At 59.7% G+C, this 25765-nt stretch carries 30 protein-coding genes and 2 tRNA genes; 6 read left to right on the forward strand and 26 right to left on the reverse strand.

The window, feature by feature from the left end; genetic code table 11:
* The first annotated feature begins 94 nt into the window (after positions 1 to 94).
* Positions 95 to 370: a hypothetical protein gene (locus ACLGL5_RS25840; protein WP_141700947.1), complete on the forward strand. Its 276-nt coding sequence runs from the start codon at positions 95 to 97 to the stop codon at positions 368 to 370.
* Here the strand turns inward: ACLGL5_RS25840 and ACLGL5_RS25845 are convergent.
* Positions 360 to 1526 carry an outer membrane protein transport protein gene (locus tag ACLGL5_RS25845; protein WP_019858578.1) on the reverse strand — a complete coding sequence of 389 codons (1167 nt, stop codon included), beginning with the start codon at positions 1524 to 1526 and terminating at the stop codon, positions 360 to 362. The two genes, ACLGL5_RS25840 and ACLGL5_RS25845, sit on opposite strands and share 11 nt — an antisense overlap.
* 359 nt (positions 1527 to 1885) lie before the next feature.
* Complete coding sequence (locus ACLGL5_RS25850; RefSeq protein ID WP_494372792.1) at positions 1886 to 4669, reverse strand: valine--tRNA ligase; 2784 nt, start codon at positions 4667 to 4669, stop codon at positions 1886 to 1888.
* A 265-nt stretch (positions 4670 to 4934) separates the two neighbouring features.
* Here ACLGL5_RS25850 and ACLGL5_RS25855 point away from each other — a divergent pair, with 265 nt between their 5' ends.
* Positions 4935 to 5567, forward strand: a complete 633-nt coding sequence (locus tag ACLGL5_RS25855; protein ID WP_069092312.1) for a bleomycin resistance protein — start codon at positions 4935 to 4937, stop codon at positions 5565 to 5567.
* Positions 5568 to 5626: 59 nt separating this feature from the next.
* Here ACLGL5_RS25855 and ACLGL5_RS25860 read toward each other — a convergent pair whose 3' ends face one another.
* The 6 genes from ACLGL5_RS25860 to ACLGL5_RS25885 form a co-directional block, all read right to left on the reverse strand.
* On the reverse strand, positions 5627 to 6460 hold the full coding sequence (locus ACLGL5_RS25860; protein WP_064984130.1) for a PopZ family protein: 834 nt from the start codon (positions 6458 to 6460) through the stop codon (positions 5627 to 5629).
* A 303-nt stretch (positions 6461 to 6763) separates the two neighbouring features.
* A complete protein-coding gene (locus tag ACLGL5_RS25865; RefSeq protein WP_494372793.1) occupies positions 6764 to 8149 on the reverse strand; it encodes a TolC family outer membrane protein in 1386 nt (461 codons plus the stop codon).
* Between the two features lie 179 nt (positions 8150 to 8328).
* Positions 8329 to 8997 carry a protein-L-isoaspartate O-methyltransferase family protein gene (locus ACLGL5_RS25870; RefSeq protein ID WP_038647265.1) on the reverse strand — a complete coding sequence of 223 codons (669 nt, stop codon included), beginning with the start codon at positions 8995 to 8997 and terminating at the stop codon, positions 8329 to 8331.
* 91 nt (positions 8998 to 9088) lie between these two features.
* Positions 9089 to 9162: transfer RNA gene (locus ACLGL5_RS25875), tRNA-Cys, on the reverse strand.
* A gap of 155 nt (positions 9163 to 9317) precedes the next feature.
* Positions 9318 to 9686 (reverse strand): hypothetical protein, encoded by a 369-nt coding sequence (locus ACLGL5_RS25880; protein WP_141700948.1) that lies wholly within the window; start codon positions 9684 to 9686, stop codon positions 9318 to 9320.
* Entirely contained in the window at positions 9655 to 9942 is a 288-nt protein-coding gene (locus ACLGL5_RS25885; protein WP_019858587.1) for a hypothetical protein, read from the reverse strand. The genes ACLGL5_RS25880 and ACLGL5_RS25885 overlap by 32 nt, the downstream gene beginning before the upstream one ends.
* Before the next feature lie 222 nt (positions 9943 to 10164).
* Here ACLGL5_RS25885 and ACLGL5_RS25890 point away from each other — a divergent pair.
* Positions 10165 to 10239: transfer RNA gene (locus tag ACLGL5_RS25890), tRNA-Asn, on the forward strand.
* Between the two features lie 187 nt (positions 10240 to 10426).
* Here ACLGL5_RS25890 and ACLGL5_RS25895 read toward each other — a convergent pair.
* The gene (locus ACLGL5_RS25895; protein ID WP_069092314.1) at positions 10427 to 11002 is read right to left on the reverse strand and encodes a hypothetical protein; all 576 of its coding nucleotides are present in this window, start codon (positions 11000 to 11002) and stop codon (positions 10427 to 10429) included.
* A 548-nt stretch (positions 11003 to 11550) separates the two neighbouring features.
* On the opposite strand from ACLGL5_RS25895, the gene ACLGL5_RS25900 reads away from it, so the two are divergent.
* Positions 11551 to 12144 carry a hypothetical protein gene (locus tag ACLGL5_RS25900; protein WP_069092315.1) on the forward strand — a complete coding sequence of 198 codons (594 nt, stop codon included), beginning with the start codon at positions 11551 to 11553 and terminating at the stop codon, positions 12142 to 12144.
* On the opposite strand, the gene ACLGL5_RS25905 is transcribed toward ACLGL5_RS25900, so the two are convergent.
* Positions 12141 to 12281 (reverse strand): hypothetical protein, encoded by a 141-nt coding sequence (locus ACLGL5_RS25905; RefSeq protein ID WP_171903296.1) that lies wholly within the window; start codon positions 12279 to 12281, stop codon positions 12141 to 12143. The genes ACLGL5_RS25900 and ACLGL5_RS25905 overlap by 4 nt on opposite strands.
* Before the next feature lie 172 nt (positions 12282 to 12453).
* Between ACLGL5_RS25905 and ACLGL5_RS25910 the strand changes: the two genes are divergently transcribed.
* Both ACLGL5_RS25910 and ACLGL5_RS25915 read left to right on the forward strand, forming a co-directional pair.
* Positions 12454 to 12747, forward strand: coding sequence for a hypothetical protein (locus tag ACLGL5_RS25910; protein WP_141700949.1), 294 nt, complete (start codon positions 12454 to 12456; stop codon positions 12745 to 12747).
* A 112-nt stretch (positions 12748 to 12859) separates the two neighbouring features.
* Entirely contained in the window at positions 12860 to 13084 is a 225-nt protein-coding gene (locus ACLGL5_RS25915) for a hypothetical protein (protein ID WP_069092317.1), read from the forward strand.
* Here ACLGL5_RS25915 and ACLGL5_RS25920 read toward each other — a convergent pair.
* From ACLGL5_RS25920 to ACLGL5_RS25995, 16 genes are all read right to left on the reverse strand, one after another.
* Positions 13081 to 15330: a hypothetical protein gene (locus ACLGL5_RS25920; protein ID WP_245307163.1), complete on the reverse strand. Its 2250-nt coding sequence runs from the start codon at positions 15328 to 15330 to the stop codon at positions 13081 to 13083. The two genes, ACLGL5_RS25915 and ACLGL5_RS25920, sit on opposite strands and share 4 nt — an antisense overlap.
* Positions 15331 to 16590 carry a hypothetical protein gene (locus ACLGL5_RS25925; protein ID WP_069092318.1) on the reverse strand — a complete coding sequence of 420 codons (1260 nt, stop codon included), beginning with the start codon at positions 16588 to 16590 and terminating at the stop codon, positions 15331 to 15333.
* Positions 16587 to 16739, reverse strand: coding sequence for a plasmid mobilization protein (locus ACLGL5_RS25930; RefSeq protein ID WP_171903297.1), 153 nt, complete (start codon positions 16737 to 16739; stop codon positions 16587 to 16589). Before ACLGL5_RS25930 ends, ACLGL5_RS25925 begins: the two co-directional genes overlap by 4 nt.
* Before the next feature lie 116 nt (positions 16740 to 16855).
* On the reverse strand, positions 16856 to 17101 hold the full coding sequence (locus tag ACLGL5_RS25935; RefSeq protein ID WP_494372794.1) for a hypothetical protein: 246 nt from the start codon (positions 17099 to 17101) through the stop codon (positions 16856 to 16858).
* 41 nt (positions 17102 to 17142) lie between these two features.
* Complete coding sequence (locus ACLGL5_RS25940; RefSeq protein WP_069092320.1) at positions 17143 to 17469, reverse strand: hypothetical protein; 327 nt, start codon at positions 17467 to 17469, stop codon at positions 17143 to 17145.
* Positions 17459 to 17878, reverse strand: a complete 420-nt coding sequence (locus tag ACLGL5_RS25945; protein WP_069092321.1) for a hypothetical protein — start codon at positions 17876 to 17878, stop codon at positions 17459 to 17461. Before ACLGL5_RS25945 ends, ACLGL5_RS25940 begins: the two co-directional genes overlap by 11 nt.
* Positions 17879 to 17881: 3 nt before the next feature.
* A complete protein-coding gene (locus ACLGL5_RS25950) occupies positions 17882 to 18955 on the reverse strand; it encodes a hypothetical protein (RefSeq protein ID WP_069092322.1) in 1074 nt (357 codons plus the stop codon).
* A 15-nt stretch (positions 18956 to 18970) separates the two neighbouring features.
* Positions 18971 to 19384 carry a hypothetical protein gene (locus ACLGL5_RS25955; RefSeq protein ID WP_494372795.1) on the reverse strand — a complete coding sequence of 138 codons (414 nt, stop codon included), beginning with the start codon at positions 19382 to 19384 and terminating at the stop codon, positions 18971 to 18973.
* Between the two features lie 192 nt (positions 19385 to 19576).
* Positions 19577 to 21034 carry a terminase large subunit domain-containing protein gene (locus ACLGL5_RS25960; RefSeq protein ID WP_069092324.1) on the reverse strand — a complete coding sequence of 486 codons (1458 nt, stop codon included), beginning with the start codon at positions 21032 to 21034 and terminating at the stop codon, positions 19577 to 19579.
* Complete coding sequence (locus tag ACLGL5_RS25965) at positions 21031 to 21408, reverse strand: hypothetical protein (protein WP_069092325.1); 378 nt, start codon at positions 21406 to 21408, stop codon at positions 21031 to 21033. The genes ACLGL5_RS25960 and ACLGL5_RS25965 overlap by 4 nt, the downstream gene beginning before the upstream one ends.
* Positions 21409 to 21849: 441 nt before the next feature.
* Complete coding sequence (locus ACLGL5_RS25970) at positions 21850 to 22374, reverse strand: hypothetical protein (RefSeq protein WP_069092326.1); 525 nt, start codon at positions 22372 to 22374, stop codon at positions 21850 to 21852.
* Positions 22371 to 22700, reverse strand: a complete 330-nt coding sequence (locus tag ACLGL5_RS25975; protein ID WP_083246771.1) for a hypothetical protein — start codon at positions 22698 to 22700, stop codon at positions 22371 to 22373. Before ACLGL5_RS25975 ends, ACLGL5_RS25970 begins: the two co-directional genes overlap by 4 nt.
* A 1-nt stretch (position 22701) precedes the next feature.
* Positions 22702 to 22893, reverse strand: a complete 192-nt coding sequence (locus ACLGL5_RS25980) for a hypothetical protein (RefSeq protein ID WP_069092327.1) — start codon at positions 22891 to 22893, stop codon at positions 22702 to 22704.
* On the reverse strand, positions 22890 to 23084 hold the full coding sequence (locus ACLGL5_RS25985) for a helix-turn-helix transcriptional regulator (RefSeq protein WP_069092328.1): 195 nt from the start codon (positions 23082 to 23084) through the stop codon (positions 22890 to 22892). Before ACLGL5_RS25985 ends, ACLGL5_RS25980 begins: the two co-directional genes overlap by 4 nt.
* A 79-nt stretch (positions 23085 to 23163) precedes the next feature.
* The gene (locus ACLGL5_RS25990; protein ID WP_069092329.1) at positions 23164 to 23925 is read right to left on the reverse strand and encodes a hypothetical protein; all 762 of its coding nucleotides are present in this window, start codon (positions 23923 to 23925) and stop codon (positions 23164 to 23166) included.
* 1 nt (position 23926) lies between these two features.
* Positions 23927 to 25258, reverse strand: coding sequence for a tyrosine-type recombinase/integrase (locus ACLGL5_RS25995; RefSeq protein WP_069092330.1), 1332 nt, complete (start codon positions 25256 to 25258; stop codon positions 23927 to 23929).
* Positions 25259 to 25765 lie beyond the last annotated feature (507 nt).

A 25765-nucleotide genomic window follows, 5' to 3' on the forward strand; every position in this document is an offset into this window, starting at 1 on the left:
GCAAAACCACTTGCACGGCTAACACAACAACGATTTCAAGAGGCGTACACGTACGTATTCAGCGATTGCGTTCTGCGTCGCGGTGTCGGGCGGCATGAACCAAGTAAAATTGCCGATTTTCGAGTGCATCCCCATAAAAATCCGGAGAAACTCAGCCAAAACCGCGCAAAAAGGTGTCCTGAAGGCCAATTTGGGCGCTGTAGCATTATGGCAACATCGTGCCAAAAAAGCTTCCGTTTACGTCAAGATCACCTTAGTTAAGCAACTGCTTTTGGAGCGACGGCGCATCCATGGGAGTCGGAGGCCGAAAAGAAAAGGCCGGGCAATGCCCGGCCTTTTTGCTCAACAGATCAAAGGCGTTACCACTTGATGCTGTAACCAGCCGAGAGTGCATAGCCCCAATCACCGTCCACGGAACGGTTGAAGCCATTTCGCGGGTCGGGGCTGCCAGGAACATAACTGTTGTTGTATTGGGTCTCGGAAACGGAGGCCAGATAGACTGCCGCTACACCCAGGCGCAATTCGCCACCCAACTTGTCCTTCATCGAAACACCCGTGCCGATCGTATAGCTGTCGCCAGTCAGGTCCCAACCAGTGCTAACGCCGCGGTCATAGGATGCAAAAACAGTCCCTGAGATCTGATCGTTGAACTTATGACCGATGCCGCCGGTGACCGTCCAACCGTCACGCCAGAAATACAGATTGCCGCTGTTCAACGCCAACGCCGGCACGTTCAGCATCAGCGTTTCCGTAACAGACCAATCCGTCCACTTCACGCTACCGTAGGCGAGCCAGCCCGGAGCGATACCAGTTTGCGCCTTGAATTCGACTGATTGGGGAAAGTTGGCTTCCCCCGTTGCTCCGCCGGGAAGAGCCCCTCCCAGAAAGCTTGCCGTACCGGAGGCATTGATGTCGACGCCAGAGCGGTACATCAATTGGGTGCGGAGCGCGATTTCCGGAATTTCATAAGCAATGCCGGCACGCCAACCGATATTGCTGTCATGCAGGCTGACGCCAAGGACGGGTATGCTTGTCCCCAAAGGAGCACCGGCAACGAGCCGGTAGTCGGTGACTTCGTTGTAGACGCCACCAATAAGCCAGATACGGCCTTTGCTGAGATCGAACTTCAACCCGCAAGTCGCACCATATTCATACATGGTGAAGTCTTCATTCAGCTTGCCGAGCGTGCCGCTCGAACGCGACCACGTCGCGTTACCGCCATATGATTGCGTGAGAGTGCCGGCACAGGAGAGACTGTCTGACAGCTTGAACTTAACGGCGGCCGATGGAATGGCGTAACTGTCCGCGTAGTTCTCCCCGACCAGATAGGGATTCATCGGGTTCACCGAATATTTCCGGGTCGGCGCGACATAGGTCACGCTGGTGCGCATATTGAAATTGCCGTCTTCAAAAAGAATATCGGTATCGGCGGTGCCGCGCGAAAAACCGCCAGCGTGCGCCGAGCCCATCAAAGTCAGCGAAAAGCACCCTGCCCCCAGCAGTGCTTTCAGACGCAAATTGTTCATGGATGTCCTCCCCGAATAACTAGTGCGTCAAGCTAGAGCCAATTCAGGTTAACGGTGCAATAACGAATTCGCGGGGCGTACATGTACATGCTCGCCAAAGGCATTTTCGACAAAATGCAGTTAGGTATCGCAAGGCCGAAAAACGGTCCTGCGCGTGCTTATCCGACCGAAAAATGAGGAAGATTCGTTTCAAAAGGCTCAAAAATAGCCATTTTCAGGGGCTTTCGGCCCCATTGTTACATTATGGCAACAATGGGGCTAAAACTTCCGTTTACGTCAAAATTAACGCAACGGAATGCCTACTTTCGAGGCAAAAGGATTGTCATTTTAGAGATGACTAAGGTCCAGCGAATCTATCCTCAACCGGCATCGCGAACCCTGGTCAACGCCACCGAGAGCTTGTCCTGCGCGTCGCGATATTCGGCGAGCTTTTCGCGCTCGGCGTCGACGATCTCGGCCGGGGCGCTGGCGACGAATTTTTCATTCGACAGCTTCTTGTGCAGGCGCGCGATCTCCTCGGTCACCTTGGCCAGTTCCTTCTGCAGCCGGGCAGCCTCGGCGGAGAGATCGATCAGGCTGCCGAGCGGCAGGCAGATTGTCGCCTCGTTGAGGACGATCTGCGCCGCGCCCTTGGGAGCCGTGTCGGCCAACGAGATGTCGCCGACGCGGGCCAGCCGCTTGATCGCCGAGTCCTCGCGAACCAGCCGCTCGCGCGTCACATCATTGGCGCCGACCACGACCAGCGGCGCGATCGCCGCCGGCGGCACGTTCATCTCGGAACGCACCGAGCGGATGCCGGAGACCAGGTCGACCAGCCAGTTGATGTCGGCGGCGGCATCCGCGTCCTCGAAGTCGGGCGACGGCCAGGCGGCGTGACACAACAGCGAATCGCGCTCCTTGCCCTCGCCCGCCGTCTGCGCCCACAGCTCTTCCGTCATGAACGGCATCATCGGATGCAGGAGCTTGTAGATTTCGTCGAGCACGAAGGCGACGCAGGCGCGGCTCTCGGCCTTGGCCGCCTCGTCCGTGCCCATGAACACCGGCTTCAAGAGTTCCAGATACCAGTCGCAGAACAGGTTCCAGACGAAGCGGTAGGCAGATCCTGCCGCTTCGTTGAAGCGGTATGAAGTGATGCCGTCGGTGATCTCGCGCGCGGCCCGCGTCAACTCGGTCAGGATCCAGCGGTTGACCGCAAGCTTGGCATCATTCAGCCAGAAATCGTCGTTGCGCGCGACTTCGTTCATCTCGGCGAAGCGCGTCGCGTTCCACAGCTTGGTGCCGAAATTGCGGTAGCCGGCGATGCGCGCCGGGTCGAGCTTCACGTCGCGCCCTTGTGCCGCCATCACGGTCAAGGTGAAGCGCAACGCATCGGCGCCATATTCATCGATGAGGTCGAGCGGATCGATGACGTTGCCTTTCGACTTCGACATCTTGGCACCGTTCTTGTCGCGCACCAACGCGTGAACATAGACGGTGTGGAACGGCTCCTCGTCCATGAAATGCAAGCCCATCATCATCATGCGGGCAACCCAGAAGAAGATGATGTCGAAGCCGGTCACCAGCACGTCGGTCTGGTAATAGGTCTTCAGCTCCGGCGTCTGGTCCGGCCAGCCCAAAGTCGAGAATGGCCACAGCGCCGAGGAGAACCAGGTGTCGAGCACATCCTCGTCGCGGTTCAGGATCTCGCCCGGCTGGAAGTTTTCCAGCTTGTCCTCGACCCAGGCCTTCCACGGGCCTTCGAGCGCCAGGTAATATTCGATCGCCGCGCTCAGCGCCTCTTCCTCGGTCTTCTCGACGAAGACGCGCCCATCCGGCCCGTACCAGGCCGGAATCTGATGGCCCCACCACAGCTGGCGCGAGATGCACCAGGGCTGGATGTTCTCCATCCAGTCGAAATAGGTCTTTTCCCAATTCTTCGGCACGAAGTTGGTGCGGCCTTCGCGCACGGAGGCGATCGCCGGCTTGGCCAGTTCCGCCGCGTTGGCGTACCACTGCTCGGTCAGGAACGGCTCGATCGGCACGCCGCCGCGGTCGCCATGCGGCACGGCATGGCGATGTGGCTCGACCTTTTCCAGGAAGCCGCCTTCTTCCATCAGATCAACGATCTTCTTGCGCGCGACGAAACGGTCGAGCCCGTCAAGCTCGTCCCAGACGGCCTGGCGCTCCGGCGTCGCATCGAGACCGGCGAGGAAGTCTTCATTGTCCTTCAACTTGATGGCGGCTTCGATGGTCAGGATGTTGATCGCCGGGAGCTTGTGGCGCTTGCCGACCTCGAAGTCGTTGAAATCATGCGCCGGCGTGATCTTGACCGCGCCCGAGCCCTTTTCGGGGTCGGAATACTCGTCCGCGACCACTGGGATTTTTCTGCCGACGATCGGCAGCACGACGTTCTTGCCGACCAGATGCCGGTACCGCTCGTCATCCGGATGCACCGCCACCGCCGTATCGCCCAGCATCGTTTCCGGGCGCGTGGTCGCGACCGTGATGAAGGTTTTCGGATTTTCCGGATCGAAGGTCTCGCCCTCCAAGGGATAGCGGAAGTGCCAGAGATTGCCGTTGACCTCGTGCTGCTCGACCTCGAGGTCGGAGATCGCGGTCAAAAGTCTCGGGTCCCAGTTCACAAGGCGCTTGTCCTTGTAGATCAGCCCTTCCTTGTAGAGGGTGACGAAGACTTCGAGCACGGCCTTGGACAGGCCTTCATCCATGGTGAAGCGCTCGCGCGACCAGTCGGCCGAGGCGCCGAGCCGCTTCAGCTGGTTGAAGATGGTGCCGCCGGATTCGGCCTTCCACTCCCACACTTTCTCGATGAACTGCTCGCGCGTCAGGTCGCGGCGGTGAATCTGCTTCTCCATCAGCTGCCGCTCGACCACCATCTGCGTGGCGATGCCGGCATGGTCCATGCCCGGCTGCCACAACACGTTCTTGCCGCGCATGCGCTCGAAGCGCACCAGAATGTCCTGCAGCGTGTTGTTGAGCGCATGGCCCATATGCAGCGAGCCGGTGACGTTGGGCGGCGGAATGACGATGGTGAAGGCTTCGGCCCCCTCTTCCGCCCCGGCGCCGGCGCGGAAGGCGTCCGCCTCTTCCCACACTTTGGCGATCTTCGGCTCGACGGTCTTTGCGTCGTAGGTCTTTTCAAGCATGGGGAAACGGTCCGCGCTGTCGGGATTTTGCTGGTTCGGTGTAAATCGGAAGGTCTTGGCCAAGTCAACCGCAAGGGCCGCCTCGGTTCACCAGAAGCAAATAGTCGCTCCCGCCCACATTTCAACGGAGGGTCGTGGCGCTCGGCACTCGCAGCTTGACCGCCGGGCGTCGTAGCCATACCGTGCGGACGCTGCAGTAGGGCGCATCGGCTTCCGGCCGGAGGGGCATTGCCCGCCTACGCCACCTCAACCCCGCAATGCGCCCATGCCGACCCTCGAACACCACAAGAAACAGGCCAAGCTCTATCTCAAATGGCACCGCGAGCGGTACTATCCCGTCGCCGCTGTGATTGGATGGCTCTTGCCGCGTTTTCACGATCTCAGCGACAGCCAAATCCTCGATCACGGCTTCAAGCTTGCCGATGCCCAGGAACTCGTCGCCAGAAAGTCAGGTTTCGAGAGCTGGCAGGCGCTGAAGGAAGGCCTTCAAACCGTGACCGATCATGCAGCAACAGACGCCGCGAAACCGCATCTCGCCTTTGCCGAGCCACAGCTCTTTGTCAGCGACATCGTAGCGGCCTGTAATTTCTATCGGCAAAAGCTCGGCTTCGAGACGCGCTTCACCTATGGCGAGCCGCCCTTCTACGCCCAAATCATCCGCGATGGCGCACGGCTCAACCTGCGCCATGTCGACAAGCCTCCACTCGCCGCCAATTCGACCGATGACCTACTGGCGGCGACGATCGTCGTCGACAACATCAAGGCCCTGTTTCTGGAGTGTCAGGCGGCCACGGCCCCGTTTCACCAGACATTGCGGACCGAACCCTGGGGCGCTCGCACGTTCATCGTCAAGGACCTCGACAGCAACCTCATCTGCTTCGCGACCAGCGCGGGCTGACCTCATCGACAAAAACGCCGCCTCACGGGCGGCGTTTCGGGAGTGATCGTTGGAGGAGATTACTGCGCGCCGCGCGCCACGCGCTCGATCTCCTCGCGCACCAGGCGCTCGACCAGCGTCGGCAGATTGTTGTCCAACCAGTCCTGCAGCATCGGCCGCAGCATCTCCTCGGCCATCTCGTCGAATGTCTTCTTGCTGCGGCTGGCAAAGGCATCGGACAACTCGCCGAAGGCCGCCGCGACCTGCCGGCCCGTGTGTTCGGAGAGGATTGCCGGGCGCGCCGCGGGCGCCTCATTTGCCCCCGCGCGCGCCTGGGCGTCGTCTGCCGGAGCCTCGTTTGAAGACGGCCGTTCGAACGCAGCCTCCACCACCGGTTCACTCGCCGGCGCTTCGGGCTGGGCGACCGGCTTGCGGATGCCCGGTATCGCTTTCGCCTGCTCTCCGACCGCCGCGATCTCGCGCCGCCAATCGGCAACGATGGCATCGCTTGTCGCGCTGGCCTGCGGGGCGGCCGGCGCTTCGGTCGCTGTGACGGGCGCCGGCTCCGCGGCGATCCTGGCGCTGACCTCGGCAAGCGTCATCGACGGCTTGAGCGGCACGGGATCGGCGCGCGTCTGCGATTCCATGCGCGCAATCACCGGCTCGGGCGACGGCGCCTGGACTTCCGCGAGCGCGACCGGCTTCCTGGTTTCGGGGGCAGCATGCAACTCGGCGCGAAAAGCATCGACATCGGCGGCGGGAGCCTCGCCCGGCGACGGCTCAAGATCCTGCCGCAGCTCTTCGGTCTCGCCCGGCTGCTTGCGACCGTTGTCGCTGTCCTCGATGATCCTCCTGATGGAAGCCAGTATCTCTTCCATGGAAGGTTCGCGCTGTGCGCTGCTTGCCGTTGCCATCGTCACATCCGCCGCCCTTGTGACCTGTTAGTCTTCCGCTCCGGCAGAAGCCGGATTCGAATCATGGCGACAGCGTAACCGACGGAACGCTGCACGAGAATCCCCAATCTGGGGACATGTGGGATTTCAACAGATTAGAAGCAATTCCGGGAACAGTGTGAAAACGGCTTTCCCCGGAAAGCGCATAGCGCTTTCCCTCGGGAATTGCGTCAATGCAAAGGAATAGAGCAGGAAACCAGAGCGGAACCGGTTTCAACCCAGGTTCCGCTCAGCCGGGCCCGACACAAGTCGAGCCTCAGGCGTTTAGCGGCCGTCCGGCGTACGCACGCCGATCCACTTGTCCTTGACAGCGTTGTAGTGCTCTTCGGGCTTGTACTTGGTAACCTGCAAGGCAAGCCGGTCGACCGACAGGCGACCCATCGCCGACAGGATGGCATAGCTCGCCACCACCACATCGTGTTCGGAATTGGCCTGGTTGATCTTGGCGGTGATGACGGCGGCCTGCGCGTTGAGGACGTCGAGCGTGGTCCTCTGGCCGACATTGCGCTCTTCGATGACGCCGTTCAGCGCCAGTTGCGCGGCGTCGATCACTTGCTTGTTGGCCGAGACGCTCTGCTGCGCGGCGGTGTATTGCGACCATGCGGTGGCAACGGCCTGGCGAACCTGGTCGCGGCTGACGTCGACCTGGATGCGGGCCTGGCCAAGCAATTCCTTGTTCTGCCGCACGACCGCCGAGGTCCGACCGCCCGAATAGATCGGAATGGTCAGCGTCGCACCGATATTGGCCGAGGTCGAATTGCCGTTGGAACCGGAAAGGTCGGGGATGGCGTTGCGGTAGTTTTCCGAAATGCCGGCCGACGCGGACAGCTGTGGCAACAGCGCGCCCTCCGCTGACTTCACCGAGAACGCCGCCGCGTCGACCAGATGCTGCGTAGCGAGAATGGCCGGGTGTTCATTAGCCCCGATCGCAATCGCCGCATCGAGGCTCGACGGCAGCAGCCTGCCCAACGGCGAAGCGGGCTTGAGCTTGCCCGGCTCGTCGCCGACGACCTGGTGGTAGGTCGCGGCACTGGCCAGCGCCTGCGCGCGGGCGGCACTCAGCGAGGCCACCGCCGAGGCACGCGACGCATCGGCCTGCGCGACATCGGTGCGCGTGCCCTCACCAACCTCGAAACGCGAGCGCGCGGCACGCGCCTGCTCGGTCAGGAACTGCAGGTTCTGCTCCGTCAGCACCGCGATCTGCCGATCCCGGATCACGTCCATATAGGCCGTGGCTGCGCTGAACAGCGTGTTCTCTTCGGTATTGCGCAGGCTCTCGACCGATGCCTTTACCTGGGCTTCAGCCGCCGCCACGTTGTTTTTCGTCTGAAAGCCGTCAAACAGCGACTGGTTGATCTGAATGCCGTAACCGCCACTCGTCAGCTTCGAATTACCGCCGCCATTTGCCTGGCGCGTGTTTGTATAGTCGATGGAAGCCGATCCAGTAATCGTTGGGCGCCAGCCTGATTTGGCAATCGCCACGCCTTCGTCGGTGACGCGTACACCGGCGCGGGATGAATTCAGCGTGGAATTGTATTGATAAGCCTTGGCGAGCGCGCCTGTGATGGTTTCCGCCGAAGCGCTTAGTGGGGACAGCGCGGTCGCGGAGACGAGGACGGCGGCAAAAAAGCTCTTGGATACAGACGGCACGGGTATATCCCTCATTCGTTTCCCATGGGAACTACGCCGCTCCAGCTTCTCGTTAGAGCAGCCGGAGTGGCGTGTTTCATTCCCTGTCGCTCGGTCCCAAAGTGCCCCCAGTCTGGGATCGCAACGATTGTTCAAATGCAAGCGACCATGACAAAGCCTCTGCTGCAAGGCAAAATCATTCAGAATTCAAAAGCATGCTCACGTTCGAATCCGGGTAGTGGCTTAATTGCCGCATTAAATGCCCTTCTCCCGGTTACAACCCCCCCGGCCTTGAAAAAAAGTCGCGCCACGCCGGAATTGCCCCGCCCTTCGACCGCGACGAGTCGGCCGCCTTCGGCGAGCTGATCGAGCAACGGCGCCGGCACTTTCTCGACGCTGCCGCCGATGAAGATGACGTCATAGGGTGCCTTGGCCGCATGACCCTGCGCCAGCGCGCCCTGGACCACGGTCACATTGCCGCAGCCAAGGCCGGAAAGCGTCGATGCCGCGGTTTGCGCCAGCGTCGAATCGCTTTCGAGCGCCACGACCGACCTCGCCAGCCGCGACAGGATGGCTGAGGCGTATCCGGTGCCACAGCCGACGTCGAGCGCCGAATCGGTCGCATTGATCTCGGCCAGCTGCATCAGCTTGGCCAGCGGCGATGCTTCCATCAGATAGCGCGCACCATCGGCGCCGTCGGCAATGCGGATGTCCTCGTCGATATAGGCGAGATCGCGCTGGCGGTCGGCAACGAAGACCTCGCGCGGCACGGTAAGCATGGCCTCCAGCAGCGGGGCGCTGGTCACGTCGGTGGTGCGAACCTGACCGTCGACCATCTTGACGCGAAGCTCGGAGAAATCAGCGCTCATGTTCCAACCAATCCGCTTGCCGCGCCAGAACCGCGGTTCATTTCGATGAGAACGTCAGGCTCCGGCGCTGAGCGCGCGGGAGCCCGGGTATTGGAGGCCTCGCCCGGAATCGAACCGGGGTGCAAGGATTTGCAGTCCTCTGCGTAACCACTCCGCCACGAGGCCTCGTTGCTCCCGGCGTTCCACCCGGTTCCAATAGGTTGCGGCGAAAATGGCGTCAAGCGGCCACCACGCATTCGGCGCGGTTTCCTCTGCAAGAATCCGACCCTCCACATCGATCGTCGTGGTCACAATGGGTCACGACGCATATTAGACGATCATTAAGTATACCAGGAGATCACGAGAAACTCCACGCCCTCGCCACCGTTGAGAAACGAGGAGGACTTCGCCATGCGGCCGGCAACGCCCAACACCGGAACGAACGCCTGGGACGGCTTGTCGCGATCAGCATGCGAGGCGTTGCTGCGCCATGCCATCGACTGCCTGGCGATAGATGGCACCGCCAGGCTTTCGCCGCGCGACCGCGCGCGCCTGGCCTCGGCTGCCGCCGTTCTCAGGGAAATCCGCGAGGATTTGGGAAGAGGTGCGAACCGAAAAGCGGATTCGCCAAAATCCGAAACCCGAACAAGGGCATAACGCAGCGGAAGAACGGCATGGTCAAACGCCCGGTTTGGTGCCCGTCGTTCCATCCGGCCGACGCCGCCGCTCCCACCAGACGACGAAGCGACGCCGGTGGCGCCGCACCATGGCGAATTCATAGGAGAGCACCAGCAATCCGATCGGAACCATCCAGAAGCCAAGGATCGGCAGAAAGCCAAGAATGCCGCCGATGGTCAAGAGAATGCCGATCGTGATTCTGAGGCCGCGCGATTGCGGCATGGTGAATTCGCGCCCGAAAATCGAGATCTTTCGTGCCGGTATCCGGTTTTCGTCTGCTGCCGTCATCGCCAATGGCTGTCCATCTGGTCGCTCGAAAAAGCCTGTTTACGAAAGCCGCGACCGCCGTTTCGGTTCCGCGCCCATCGCCAAGACGGCTAATATGAGGGCGGACGCCGCCGATTGCGAGAAACCCGCCGCGCGAAAAAGTCTCGGAAAAAAGCGAAATGCTTCTTTGCAAAGGCGAAAGGTGTTTGCTATAGGCTGCGCCACTTGCTGAAGAGCATCCGTTCCCCGGTAGCTCAGTGGTAGAGCAACCGGCTGTTAACCGGTTGGTCGCTGGTTCGAATCCGGCCCGGGGAGCCAAACATTTTCAAACACTTAGCTAAATCTTCGGGCCACCCAATCGGGGCAGCACCAGAGCCGGGGCAACGTTCGGGGCAACAAACACCCTTGAGAGCCGTGAAGCAGCTATCGAAACGGCCCGTTCAGGCAGAATCAAGAAGCCCGCCACCGTGAGGCAGCGGGCCAAGTCGTTGCAAAGGTGGCGAAGCTATTTCCAGAACTCCTTGAGGCCGTACCAATTGGCAATCGCGATAGCTGGCGCCACGGTTGTCAGTGACGGTTCATTGCGCCCGCGTCCGCGAAGCATCCGGCGCGCTTCGTCGGCACCCTCCCCGGTGAACTGACCGATGCCACAACAATCCGGGGTGTCTTCCAGCCCAACCAGACTTTCAACGCCTACACCGTTCTGAGCCATGGGGTTGCCCCATCCAAGCCACGGCTCGCTATCGCCATTGTCGTCGTGCGGCTGGTCAAGGATGTCGCCACCGTGCTCGTTCTCTTCCTCTGCGTCGTGGCCGTCCTCGTCGTCGCAGTTGTCCATTTCCCTGTCGTCACATTGGCAGCCATAGGCGACGGGACCACGCTCCGGCCAGCCTAACGACGATTCGTCGTCGCCAGTCTCCTCAAGGTCGACATCAGCCTCCATCAGATCGAGGGCGTTGATCAGGCTCATAGCGCGGTCTAGGAGGTCGTTCAGGCGCTTCTCTACTTCCTGGCGCCATGTGCGCGGGTTCATCCCCTGCGGCATCCCGTAGGGCTTTAGAATCTTGACATGGGCGTTCATTGGCCAATCTCCCGCTCAACCTGGTCGATGACGCGGCCACCGGCGGCGCCTAGAGCGCTAGCGGTGCGGAGCAGTCGAATGGCTAGGTGCAGGCGCACGACGCGCGTGCGGAGGCTAGCTGCGGCAAGCAGCAGGCATATAGCTAAGTAGGTCATGGTTCTTCTCTGGATTGACGGCTTGTCACGGCCGGTTGCCAGCGGTCAGCACTGGCGCCGGGAGGGTGACAACATGGCCAGAGACCATGCGCGACGGCCTTTCCCTTTCGGGTATTGCATAGCCGCCGCTCTCCCGGCATAGTGCGCCGGTTCGCGCCGACGGCTGTCGGCTCGTTCTTTTCGTTGGACGTACTTGATCCCGGCAAGGATCGCCTCGCCCAACGCTCTGGTTGCCTACGGCCCGGCAAGGCCGATCAGCGGGAGTTGTCACGCTCCGCCTGGCACGATGTTCCTATTCGCTGGAATCGTCAAGCGCTCCCGAAAGGGAGCCGGCTTGCGTTTGTTCACCGTCAAGGTGATGCTGCGCCAGGACAATGATCCGGAAAAGCAAGAATGTCGTCGATATCCAAGATCGATGCCGCGCGGCGTCAAATGTTGGCTGCGATCCATATTCACTGGTATCTGGATGAACCGTTGGCCGTTTACACCCTTGCTGCCAACTGCTGGGAGATTTCCGACGCACTCCTCAGCCGAAGCGGATCCCTTCGGATGATGGACCAGTTTATGATAGCCCACGGCAAGCCTGCAAAGGACTTTCGAGATCGACTAAATGGTCCACGCAACTTCTTAAAGCATGCTGATCGTGACCCTGATGCTGTAATTCCAGAACTCGCGGATGACGACTGCGACAGCACTCTTGCAGTAGCGTGCCTTGACTATATGGTCGCTTCAGGCCGCAGCCCGTACGTGCTAGGGCTTTTTCTGATCTGGTTTGCCTCCATTTATCCGACCAAAACCGGCGACTTCTTGCGCCCTGAAGCTGAAGGCCTATTCCCGGGGCTTTCAGCGAAGCCACGGAAAGACCAGATCGACGCCGCCCGAGCCGCAGCCACTAAATGGGGCAAGTCGGCGCTGATGGCAGATGCGAAGAACGAACTCACTGACAACTCACGTTGGACGAAATTGCGAAACGCTTGGGCCACCTAGCGCTTTCCTTTCGGCTTCGACCTCAACTCCTCGATCCGCGCCTTGACGCCATCCTGAGACATCGCCTGCTCCAGCGCCAGGGCTTCAGCTTCATCCTTTGTGGTAAGGATCGTGCGCCAGTTTGGCTTGGCACGCACCGAACAGGCTTTCCCGGCAAGACCGTCACTTGCCCACACTGTCTTGGGACAGGGTTGCGGCGTCCACCGCTTTGACCTGCAACGGTTTATTCAGACTTTCTAATTTATCCTCGGATTGTCGGCGCAAAATCACGTAGGCGCCACTGTTTGTGCCCCTAAAGGAAAAGCCCGGTTGCACCCCCGCGCCGGGCTTTTTCTTTCATTCGTCTATTTCCAGCGGCAAATGCTCAAGCTGATTGTGCCAGATGAATTGCCTCACATCGCGCCGATCAACCCGCTGGTCGCATATTCGGCAGATGTACCAACGGTCGCTCTCGTCCCTTGGCTTTATGCTGAAGCGCCGGACGATGAGCGGCGGTCCCAACTGCGAAAGCTTCATAAGCGTCAATTCCGAGAACTGTGTACCTCGATCCTATTTAATCGCCGGGTCTTGGTACAAGGAATTTTCGGTTCACCGGCGAATTGAAGCGGTGATCTGTTAAGCCGGATTCCGCCTCTCACAAGCGGAACAAACAGGGGATTCACAGATTCCGGGTTTCGATCTAGAATCTGCTGGCGGTGGCCACGAAAGGCAGCGCATGAAAAAGATTGACCACGATGCAGACGAGCCACCGAAAGACCGCTCTGGAAACAGCGTTTTCTGGGCTGCGGGAACCGTGCTCGCCCTGCTTTGGCTCGGGTCGCTAACCCTGATGACGCTGGACTGGCACTCAGTCGTTCTAGGAGCCGTTTCCGGCGGCGCCTTTGTTGCCTTCGTGACAGAAATCACCGGCAACAAAGTCCCAAAGTGGATGCGCCGCTAGTTGGCCGTGAGAGCGGGAACGGCTGCCGTAGTGGTTAGCTTGGTCAGAATCGAACTGTAAGCGGCCTTCCGTGCGGCAGCGCTCAGATTGACACTGGTGCCCGCATTGAGCAATTCCCTTGCGGCGATCGGATCGGTTTCCATCAGCGACCGCGAGAGCCGGGTCAGGACAGAAGCCGGCATTCCCCGCGATTCATTCAGAACCTTTGTCAAAGCCGAGACGACTGCGGCAACAGGGCGGCCTTTCAACAGGTTCGTCATTATCGACGGATCGAATTTGTTGAGGTCTGCCGCGTCGGCAAGATTGTCAGCGGTCTTCGAGCCGCCAAGCGCTGAATTGGCCGTTTCGAACATGCGCTGTTCACGGGCCACCCTGTTCCCCAATTGGTCAGCACGTCCAGGCGCAGCAAAGGCCGGGAACTCCTGGCCGGTCTTCTCAGTCATCAGGAACCGGGCCTTGTTGGTCGTCGGCGCAATAGCGGAGCTTTCGACACGGGCAATAGTCGGATCGACATAACCAGCCCTGAAAGCTTGCTGTTCATCCGGCGTCATGGCGTTGAAATTGCCGATATTGTCGGCTGCACGGGTGCGGCCAGATGCAGCGCCCCTGCCCGTGTCAACAGCGTCGATCACGCGGCTTTGTATGCGGAACATATCGTTGGCCTGTCGATAGCCAGACGATGCATTTTCAAGCGCGGCGTCCAATTGGTCGTTGATCTGGCCTAGGACGCGAGCCCGGTTATTCTGCCCGGCGCGTACGGCAGTAGCGATCTGGTCGCCAATTTCCTGCTTTGCGCGAAGCACTGAATTGAAGTCAGTGATTTGCGATTGACCATCAGTGAGCAGGCTGCGAGCACGTTGCACCGCGCCCTCCAGGCTGTCGTTTGCGATACCGGAAGGGCTGGCGAGCCGATTAACGCCAGGGGTCAGGAGATTGTCAGCCGCAGCAATGGCGCCAGAGACATCGACAGGGCCAGCGCCTTGGCGAGCCGCAGCATAATTTGCGTCCGCTACAGAGGTTCGGGCGTTCATCAGTGAGGCAATGCGCTGCGTGGCAGTATCAGGCGCGTCGAAGCCCTCGACAAGCGCGTTGCTCAGTCGGTCGCCCTGACCCATTTGCCGGGCCTGGAGCGCCTCTACAAGCGCCTGGCGGCCCTCATGCGGGTTTCGTGCGGCTGTGGACAGGACGCGCTGCCCTGCATTCCCCATGGCGTCGGCAACGGTAAACATGCCCTGGCCGTCCTGTTGAGCGGCAGTGAGGGCCTGTGCGATTTCATCGGGCGTTCTGCCGGATCGGCTCAAAGCTTCTGCAAGCGCCGCGTCGGCGTATTGCTGCGGCTGGAGCCTCGCCATTATCGGGGCAATGAGAGGCTTTGCAGCGGCTGTTACGCCAGAGACGACATAAGGCAGCGCCCCACCAGCGAGAGCCCCCACGCCACCGCCAACAAGGCCGCCTGTGGCGCGGTCGGCCAAGTCACCGTTTGCGCTGCCGGCGCCGAACAGGCCGCCCATGATACCGCCATCAGCCATTCCGCCAAGCGCTACGCGGCCCAGCGAACCGCCCGCACGGGCTGCGCTCGTACCGAAGCCTGCCCCGCCTGTAGCGAGAGCTTGAGCCAGGCCGCCACCGATCTGGCCGCCAACATATGAGGCGGGGTTTTGAGACCTTGCGCTGCCGGCATCGGTGCGCATCTCCTGCAAGACTTGGTTACGTGGCACGCCACTAAGAGCGCTGCCCAAATAGGAGGCAAGTTCATCGCCAAACCCGAACGTTGTAGCGTCCGCTGCACCCATCGCGGCAGAGCCGGGGGCGCTGTACTGCTGTTGATCGGCAAGGGAATAGTGTCCTGTCGCATCGCGCTCCGAGAGAGGTTTAGACGCTCCGAGAGCGCCGACCTGTGCGGGGAACTTCTGAGCGATCAGGCCGCGAATGGTCGTGTCCGACATCGTGCCGGGAAAATTGACCATCGTTCCATCTGGCATCTGGACGGTCTTGCCTTGCGTCTGAAAGGCTTTGACTGCCGTTTCCTGATCTGGGGCTTGAACCTCGTACAAAGACCCATCCGGTCCTTGCACTTCGAAGACAGGCAATCGGCTGGATGCTGCGCCGTTGGGCGTGAAATCTTCCCAAGGCTTCGGGGCGCCGGGATCGGATGCCGCCCTGCGCGCCGCGTCTGCTTCGGCCAAGGCGCGAGCACGGGCCAGCGAAAGACTGGCTGGTTCATTGATCGGTGTCAGCGTAACCATTTATGATATCCTGAGCCAAAGACTGGTTCTTTGCGCCGCCGAGCCGCTTGGGCCTAATGAAATACCCATCAGCTTCCATGTGCCGGAAGGGCTTACACCAGTGTCGTCACCGGCGGCATTCGCGTATCGCAGCGAACTCCCGGCCAGGGTAGCGCCAGCCCCTATGTTGCCGGCTGACGGAGCCACAAGCTGCGCATAGGTTCCTACGGCACCAACAGCCAAGGCAGCATTGGCAGCTCCGGTATCCGTCTGGACCTGAACACCGCCGACCGTCAAAGTGCCGGAGACAGTAGCGGCGCCATTGATAGCCACCGCACCGGAGGATGAAATTTGAACTTGGCCCGTTGTCGATCCCGCGCCATTGGGGCGCAAATAGACGGCGCCGGTGCCCCCATTGTTCGCAACAACGGCGTTGATCGATGACGATAGGAAGCTGGTGTTTGCCGTGAAGCTTCCGGCTGTCGTAATATTGCTCGCAGCGGTAATCGAGCTGCCAAAAGTCGCGGCTCCAGAGAACGTATAGGTGCCGGCGAATGTGCCAGTGGTCAGGTTTTCATGCATGACCTTGTAGGCATTCGCGCCCATCGAAAAACCGCCGATTTTTAGGTCATTGTCGGTATCTATGCCGAAATTGGCGGCAAATGTGCCGTTGCGATCGAACGTCATGAAAGACGCCGCAGTCGTGGCGGGGGAGATCGTGGTTATCCGTAGACCGTTCGATCCAACAGCCGGGGTGCCATTGACACCAATGGCCTGCCCTGCCGTGTTGACATCAAGGATGGTTCCCGCAGACGTGGGATTTGACAGCGAGCTGCTGTTTATAGGGTTGAGGAGCAGCCAGGCGCCGGCACCCGAGTTGAGCGCGGTCGAATAGCGGAACTCGCTAATCCCAGCGGCTTGGAGATCGCCCGAAGCCAGAACCACCTCACCGGCCGCGACCATCTTGCGGATTGATTTGACGCCAAGGCCGTTCACATTGAGCGTGGCCGCACCTGTATTGTCGGTCGCGATCCGCACGGCCAGCATTAGCCCGTCTGCATAGGCCGCAAAGGGGGAATTAGCCGTCACCGTCAAGGCGTTGGCGGTCCCACCAGCGGCGATAGCGCCACCAATATCGTCGATGAACTCGGCAACGCGAGCCATCATCTCGCGAGCGGAACCATTGACGGTTGATGGCGCCTGACCTTCAGCCCAATTGATCAGGGTATCAGACGTGGAATTGGTGGCCGCTGTGGTCGACCACGAATAGATTGAGCTCATGCCGCAGTCCTCATCGCTTCAGCGGCGATCTGCCGGATGAAATCGGAGAGATTCAGACCACGCTTTGCAGCGGTTTCAAGCATCGCGGCTTTCTCGTCACTGAAGACGCGGACCCTGATGCGTTCTGGCATTCCGTTTGTGGTGCGCAATGGGAAGATCCCCGTTGATGACATGGGGGGGATTCTAGTTTCCGGCAGCACCTTTCACAACGCGACGGGCACCATAAAAGAAAACAATATCAGACATTTACCGGCATTTTCGAGGGTCAGGCAACCCGTCTTGTTTCCAGCATCCTGGCCATATCGGCATATCGCTGAATTACGGGGTTTTCCCAGTCGCCAGCCTGATAAGCCTCCAGTGCGTCCTTGTCGCCGGCCAACACTATTGCGAGCCCGACCGGATCGACACGCCACGGCGCTTTCAAGCGCAACTGCTTGCCGATACCTTCCCGCTTGCACCAGCGCACGATTGTTTCCGGCGCCACTCTGGCGCGTCCTGCGGCGATGCTCACGCTGATGGACCTTGGCCAAATCTCATGAATCTGAACGTGCATCATCCCGCCACCCTACCAGGGCTGACAGTGTCTTCGGCGAAGTGAAGCAAGACGCGCAGGCGCTCATAAAAAGCGGCGCGGCTGGCGTGCTGCACTCGTAAAAGTCTTTTAGGCGCAACCGGCGGCGCAGCCATTTCAGCGCACACCGCCAGCAACATGGGGCCAATTTCCGCAAGCTCTTGCGGGGTCTGGGGACTGGTTGTCATCGCTTCGAAATACCCCTTCGCCATGGCGTGAGCTTCTTTGCGCCAGAACCGTTCGGCCTCATGGATATCGAGGTTCATCAGGTTCCCAAGGTCCTTTTGCAATTTTGGGTTAAGCATCATCGACCGTAATCCCAGGTTCATAGGCCAGCGCGATTGTCTCGTTTTGCTCCGCATCGCCCCGCGAGCCGCGTTCAGACAGTTTCCGCTCGACCGTCTCGATAAAACTGACATCCGCGCCGTTGAAGGGGTCAGCACCGTTGCGGGCCATGTTCTTCAAAATCCGGTATTCCGGCCATGACAGGGGCGGATTGCCGAGAGGCATAAGCGCTCCCGCCCGGCAGTGGAGATCGTCAACACGGCGCCGGAATAGACCCACTAGGGCGAACCATTCCCTAGTGTGCCGTTCTGGGGGCGGCAGCGTCGGGTTTGCCCGCTCGTGGCGTTCCAGAGCCTCGGCTGCGGCCTGGCGCTCGCCTTCCGTGGCGCCAGGGTCGCGGCTTAGCGCGCGGAGCTTGTTCGCACGGCTCATTTCTCAGTCTTCCTCGACCGATTCAATGTTGCGGGCTGCGCGCAAGAGGATTGTGCGAACGCGATGGTCCAGAACGTGGCAGCGCGCCGTTCCGTTAGCGATTGCGGCAATATCCATGTTGTTGAAGCCGGCGCCGACCAGTGTTTGAATGATGGTGTCCCCGTCCTCAGTGCCGGCGGCGATTTTAAGCACGTCGAGAATCCGGGGATCTGAAGCGGAAACCGTTGCATTGGGGCTTGCCAGCGCAATGGCCTCGTTCTCCCCCACGACAGACACGAGAACGGCGGCCATCATGTCCGCGTCGGCCTCGTCAAAGTCGGGATTGCGCGCCAGGAACTCCAGATTTTCAACATGCACCGCCTGGCTCCAGGCTTGGGCGTGTTGATCGTAGAGCGCCTTGGCGGCGTCCTCAAACCGGTAAAACTGCTCCTCGGCAGTGAGAAACTGTCTATAGCGGGCCGGACCCATGCGCATGACAGCGGTGTCGCCGCCCTCCACCACTTCAGGGAAGGAAGACGCAACGGCGTTCGCAAAAGCACTGAACTGGTTGGAGAGATTGTTCCAGGCTGCAAGGGTATTTGCGAACGCAATCGAGGCGTTTTGCGATTCAATCACATAGTCCGACACGACGCCTTCATAGCTGCCGATATTGCCGCTGCTGCGGTTGTCGCTGCTAGCGCCAGTAAGAAGCTGTGCCGCCTGGCTTTTCGTCAGTCTGCCCCCTGTGGACTGCCCTTTGTTATTGCGGCCCAGAAGCTCATCAACGCCCTGCGATTTGGTAAGTCGGCCTTCGTATTTTGGTGTCTGCCCAACAAGAAGCTTTGCCGCATCGCTTATCGAAAGGTCGCCGCCCGGGTCACGAAACTTGCGCGATCGGCTGTTGTTGCCTCGGCCGGATTCGGCATCAGCCAGCATTCTGGCGCCATCGGCGATCGACAGTCCTTTTTTGCCCGTATTTTTGAACGAAACGACGTTGCTTGAACTGGTGTCGTCGCGCACATCAGTCGGAAAACCCACTGAAGACGGCGGATCGGCCAGAATCGCGGCGGCCTCGGAAAGACTTAGACTTTTGCCCATTTTTAGCTCCTAATGTTAAGCGTTGTGGGCCAAGACGGCCCGTTCCCCGTCCAAAACGGCGCGGGCTCTGTCCTGAACTGTGTGCGCAAATTTCGGATCAGATCCCTCTCGGAGCGCCGCACCAAAGGCATGGGCGATCCGCACTCCCAAGACACCGGGAGGAAGCTCGGTGCTTTCAGCAAGCCCTTGGATGGAAAGCCTGTAGCCCATCACAACAGCGTGAATGGAAAGCCGGCGCTCGAAGTCGGTTTCGCCGTCAGCGGCCCGCGTCAGGAGCCACGTAACAGCGTCATCCTCGCTAACAGGCAAGGGCTGCTTGCCATTCGCCTTTAGCCAATCCACGTATGCGGCCCAGCGAGCCCGGTAGGGTTCCGCAATTTGGCTGATAGCGTCGTCAAGCTGTGCTTGCTTTTTTGGTGCTGCTTTCATTCTGAAACTGCCTCTTTTTTCATACGATTGACCGCGCTCTGGCGGCTTTCGATTCTGCGACTGATCTTTCGGTCTTTTCCGCTTCAGTCAGGCGGCGAAAAGTCTGATACCAAGGCCGGGCAGGCATTGGCGGCTCCGCTTCCTGGCCAGGCACCGCGTGAAGCGCCTTGTTGTCTTTGTCCCACTCACCCATCAGGCGATGCTCCTGCTCAGTGTTTTGCGGCGTTCCTCAATCATGCGGTCTAGATTTTTCCGCTCCTCGCGGCTTGGGCCGGCCTCTCCAGCCATTGCCAGGCAACCGGCAACCGCGTTCGCAAGGTCATCTCGACCGTTGCGCGTATGGTCTACAATGTCCTTTCCAGAGCTACCCGTGCGGCGCTCCAGGCCCGTGAACTGGTAAACCAGCCTGTCACTGTCCAAGAGCACTGCCTCCCCTGCCATCAGCATCGGCAAGGCCGCCAGATAGAGCTCTGATCTGTTCATTTCCGAATGAAGGTAGGAGACGCCATGGCGGCCATAGGCCGTCTTGACCCATTCCGCCGCGTACTTGTCGCCGAAGACGCTTGTCAGCCGGTATTGGCCAAGGAGCTTGCAGACAGCCCGCGTAATGTCTTCAGGATCGAACGGCGCCCGAAACTCGCGCATGGCGTCCACAATGGCCCTGTGGCCTTCCCTGTGGCCAATGGCGATGGTGTAGCTATCAGAGACGCCGCCGCCGGGATCGGCAAAGGCAACGTAGCGGTGTTTGTAATCGAATGGCCGCTCGACCATGCCGGCCTCGACACAGGCTTTGACGCGCTCGTAAGGCACAAAGGACGCGATATCGTCGCGCCAGATCGAGAGATATTCAGACTTGGCCGCGTCAGGATCGCGCTCGATAGCCTTGTCGATCACCTTTTGCGGAAGCGTCTCGTTGAAGTCCTTGGATGAACCGAACGCCACCAGGGATTGCGGATCACCGTCCGCGCCGTAGTTGCGCCTGTAAGCCTCCCAAAGCTCGCCTTTCTTGGCATAGACGCTGGAACACATGATCAGGGGGCCACGAGTGGTGATCAGGGAAGGCCTTAGAGCGGCCAGGATCTCACGATCAGGGTTGGAACTGGTCTCGTCGGAGAACCAGAACGCGATTTCGTCGGCCACCGCCGCGATTGCCGTGATACCGCGAATGCTTCGGAAATTGGCCGGCCGGATCTCCAGATCGACACCGTTCTTAAGCGCAATGGTGTCTGCCGTGACATTCTCGACCATGCGCTTAAGAGCCTTGATGTCACTGAAAGCCGCGTTTGCGTGCCTGAAGGCGATTTTGGCTGTTCGCTGGCTTTGGGCGAGGAACGGCAACACGCCACGATCGCCACGATTGAGCACGTCCGACCAGTCGCAAAGGGCTGACAGGTAGACGGAAAGCGTACCTACTGCGGTTGTCTTCCCCGATCGACGGCCGGCAATGCAAACTAGCTCCTCGACCATGCCATCAGGGCGCTCGCTGCGGCCCGTGCGAGCCTCGTAGAGCGCCATCTCCTCGTCGGTAAGCTCCTCGCCCATCGCGGCAATGAGAATGGCCTTCCACGAGTCCCAGGACTTGCCGGAAAGCAGCGTTCCTAGCAGCCGGTCGTCATTGAGAGCTTCGCGGATTGAGACAATGGGTTTCACGCTGCGGCCTGCTTCTCGCGGGCAATGTCATAGATCGATTGGGTAATGTCCTTTGCGCGTCTCTCCAGGCCGATATCAGCGAGCAGGCGCCGCAATGCGTTGGTTGCCGTGGTGAACTCGCCAATGTCGATAGCGCCGCCATTAGCCATCGACGCTTCGGCCTCCTCGCACCAAATGGCCAGGGTAGTGCTGCGCTTGGCAATGATGCTTTTGGCCTCGGAGGGATCGCCGCCCATGTCGCTGACTAGCTGGCCGTAAATCTCCCGGTAGCGGCGCATGGTGGAAGATCTTCCATTGACGCCTGGCAATAGGTCTTTGCCGTTGCCGATGCGGGACCGGCCTTGCGGCTTGGCTATAGAGGCTGACTTTGCCAATGGATGCTCCAATTTGTTGCCCAAACGTTGTCTGAACCAAATCAACTGCCGAAAAGATGACAGCAAAACACAATGTTTACAATAGCTTGATGGTAACTGACCAACCGGTACGAAGCCGGTTGAGCCACGCTTAGCGGGCTTTAGGGCGAAATAGGCATGATCAAAAAAATGTTCGGAAATGGTGGATTTCAGTGCCTTTCCCGTTGCTCTTCCCAATTGCTCGATTGGCTTTGGAAAATGGCCCGTTCCCTTCGATGGTAGTGCGCTGACGGTTGGTCTTGGCGCCCTTCCCTCCTAAGCCTCTTTGCGACGTTGACGCTGCCTTTCCCTCGCCGATCTGGTCAGGTCTCAGGTCTCGGTATAGGTCTCTGTCTTGGTCTTGGTGTGTGGACAGGCTGTCAGAGGCACACCACAGGGTCACCACAGGGTGTGGACAGGGTGTCATTCGCCACCTCGCATGATTCTGGGGGTCATCAGCCTGGACGTGTTGCCGATGGTTTCCGATATGGATTTGGCTGTCCCTGATGCCCTTGCGGCTCGTGCGGCTCTAGCTGCGGCCTCACGTTGAATGCGCACCTCGTTCTCCTCTTCGAACGAGATCAGTGCTTTCTCCCGCAGATGGTCGCTGCTGATGGCTTCGATCCTGCGGCGCGTGCCTAGGGCGTGGTCGTCATTCGTCGGCGGGTTGTGCTTAAACCAGCGTTCGACAAGGACCACTTCAGCGATAGGGTCGTGTTCTATCAACCCGGCTTCGGAAAGCTCCTTCAGGACGCTGGCGTATCCAGCCTCCGACCATCCGAGATCGGCGCAAGCGTAACCTTGCGGGAGTTCGTAAACCCCCGCGCTGGTCACATGAGCATTGGTGAGCAGATAGAGATATCCGACCTTGGCCTCATCAGGCAGTTTGATGAAGCGGGGGGATCTCCACACCATGGGTGAAACCTTGGTGAACGTGCGGGCGCTCATGTGGCGGCCTCGCACTTCATGCGGCGATGCTCCGCCTTGTGGTGCAGCCGGCAGAGCCAATCCACATGCAGCGGCCTCAAATAATCGCTGTGGTGGCCGTCCGTCTTCTCGGCGCCGCATACCTTGCACGGCTCCCGATCGATCAGGCCGCGCTTGATAGCGGAGCGCAGGGAGGCATGAGCCCACACCTCGAGCGGATGCGCTGCGTTCCAACGGTCCTGTGCGCTTCGCGAGTTGCGACCGCGACGGGCTTCTGATAGGTTTGCGGAATTGCTGCTTTCGAAATTGCCGCCGTTCCCGATGCCAGTCGGGGCGGCGGTTTCCATTTCAGGGTTTCTCATTGTTGAGCCCCCTGATCCTGGCGCTTTCGCGCATGGCTGAGATAGCCTCCTGAGAGGTCAGGCCGAATCTCTTGCGGAGCGATGGCACCAACGGGCGCGGGGCCTTCCACCAGTTGACGGCGAGCCAGACTGCGGCCTCATCGGCTTTGTTGGTCAGATCGTGATCAACGCCCATCATGCCGCCTCCTGGTCGCGGAGATCGACCCGGGCTTTCACCCAGGCGTCAATTTCGGATTCGATGAATGCGCGACGGCGCGGGGAGAGAAAGACGGGCTTGGGAAACTTGCCGTCCTTGATCAGCCTGTCGATGTAGTTGCGGCTGTAGTGGATGCCCTTAGTGGGCAATTCGTGTAAGGGGATAAGCGGCATATGTGTAGCGCCTTCTTGCGGTTTCTAGCCACAGGAAGGTAGAAAAAAGTCCGCTACACTTTGACGGGACAAATAGTTTTTAGTCGGCCGATGTATTTGCACCCACCATGCGGACCGCACGACGAAGACGGGCGTTCATGGCTTCGGCTGAAGCCATCTGCTGCTCGCGCAAATCCCGGGGCATAAATCCGTGTAGATGGAACAGGAAGACCGCGAACCGCGATGCGCCAGTGGCATCAGCGCCGTGGGCATAACCATTTTGATTTGCCCATTCCCGAACATCTAACAACCACGAAGTAAAAGCCTGCCCTGGCCTAAATCCCGGGCCCATGTTCGCAATTTCTTGGTCGGCATGATCAATTGCCTGCCGGAACACGGTTGCAACTCGCATCATGAAGGACCGGCTCAGACGCAAGTTCAATCCCTTTACCGGGATATCGCCTTTGGATAGCGCCAGATCTAATTCTGCGGGTTCTATGTCCCGCTCAGTCAGTTGGATCAGGAACGGCGCCATGCCGTCGAAAAATGCCTGCTCAACCAAAACTCCAGCGCCGGTGTTGGGTGGGCTTGACCCTTCGCCAACGGCGATGAAGCGCATCGCGGTTTCCCGCAATTCCGTCCAGATTTTTGCCGCGTCTTCATGCTTTTCAGCGCCAAGCTCTGCGTGTCGAAACGTCAAATAAGTCTTGCAGATCAGAAGCAGATCAGCCCTAGCGGTGTCAGCAAATTCCGCTACCCCCAATTGGCTGGCAAGGCTTTTAAATTGTCCGTCACTTAGTTCAAAGGCGGGGTCGAAGCCACCCAAATTGTATATTGGCAACCTGTCAGCAGAGCGGCCCATTTTAAGCCACCTCCCGCCGCGTCCCGATCTGCGTAACGTTGTTGATAGCATCGCGCCCAGTCAGCGCCCTGAGGGTGCCCTCCCAGCGCGTCAGCGCGTCCCGCTTGACCTTGAGGCGGTCGGATTGGTTGTACGTCCTGACAAGCGCCGTAGGCACATGCCCGATAACCGCCTCTGCCACCTCGTCCATTACGTCCAATTCTGACAGCCGGGTTCTAACCGTTCGTCTGATGTCGTGGTTTACCCATGCCGGTAGTGTAGCCTCCGCATCATCTTCCTTTAGCGCTGCAAGCATGGCGGCATCAATCCGCGTCTTGACCTTGTGGCCGATCGTAACCGGTCCCTGGCCGTCCAACGTGCAAAGCCAATTGCACCGCTTGAACCGTGGCAGCTTGCCAATGATCTCGATAGCGTCATCAGTCAGCGGAACAACATGGTCACGGCCCGACTTGAAGCGAGCCGCCGGCACGGTCAAGGTTTTGCGGTCGAGGTCGATCTCTGACCAAGAAGCCTGTGCGATGTCGTTCAAGCGCTGGCCAGTGAGCAGCAACAGGCGATAGACGGCGCTGTAAACGTCGCCAGCGGCGGTTGCCTTCCAGAGTGCCGCAATCTCGGCATCCGTCAGAACGCGGTCCCTGGAAGTCTTCTCGCCAATCGTGGTGCGCACCTTCTTTGCACGGAAGGGCGAGGCGGTAATCAAATCGTCGTCAACGCACCAATTGAAGAATGTCCCGATCTTCTGAGCCATGTTCAGGGCTTGCCGGGTCGCACCGCGCTTGTTGATCTTTTCCAGCACTGCCATCACGTCAGCGCTCTGAATGTCTCCCACTGCCTTCCCACGCCACGCTGGCAGGCATTCGCGCTTGAAGTCGTTGCGGTCTTCCTCGACCTTGCGGATGCCGTCCCGGCGCCGTGCTGCAATGTAGCGGACGAGGACGCGCTCAAACTGCTTGCGACGGCGATCTGCGGCGCCCTTCACCCGCTCACGCTTTTCGGCCTCTGCCTTCTCTTTGGCCTCTGCTTCCTGCTCTTTCGGATCAATGCCCCGCGAAATGAGTGCCGCCCATTCCCTTGCCTTGGTGCGGGCTCCATCGAGCGACATGATGTCGTATTCTCCGAGCGCCCTGCGAGCCGGCTGCTTGGCCCCGCCAAAGCGCGCGATGTAGATAAAGCTGATCTGCCCTGCCTTCAGCTTCGAACCGTTCAGCGGGGCTTTGTCGGTGACACGGACACCCATGCTCGGAATCTGGGCGTCCATGATCACATAGCGCTCCCCAGGTTTGGCAGGCTTCAATGCCTTCAGGCGGTTGTCTGTCAGGTTCTCGCGGGGCATAAGGATCTCCGGGCAACGTTGGGGCAACAAGATTTGATTTCTGCCTATGTTGCCCTAGTGTGCGCTAATGTGCAAGCGGCAATGCATCCATATTGAAAACAAACGGATTTTTAGATCAAGACCAACCGGTAATTGGCTCTAGTTGGCTGTCAGTAGAGCGGCTGTTAACCGGTTGGTCGCTGGTTCGAATCCGGCCCGGGGAGCCAAACATTTTCAAACACTTAGGAATGATGCCTGCGTGAGCGCGAAATTGCGCTTTTGCCTTATGGGGCTACGTCTGGGCTACAATCGCCAATCTCCCCATCCCTTCCGGTCGTGATGTTGCTTTCGCACGCGTTCCTGCGCGACTATCCAACTTTCAATGAAAGGGGCTAGCGCGATGCCGTCCAAGGTTTGGAACGCCGTTGCGTCTGCGGCAGTTGGGGGCGTCGTCGGGATCGGCGGGACCGTCACCACCGGTGCTTTCGGATACCTCGACAAAACCGAGAGCTCGACATCGAGATGGTC

The sequence above is a fragment of the Mesorhizobium sp. U510 genome (assembly GCF_059180695.1).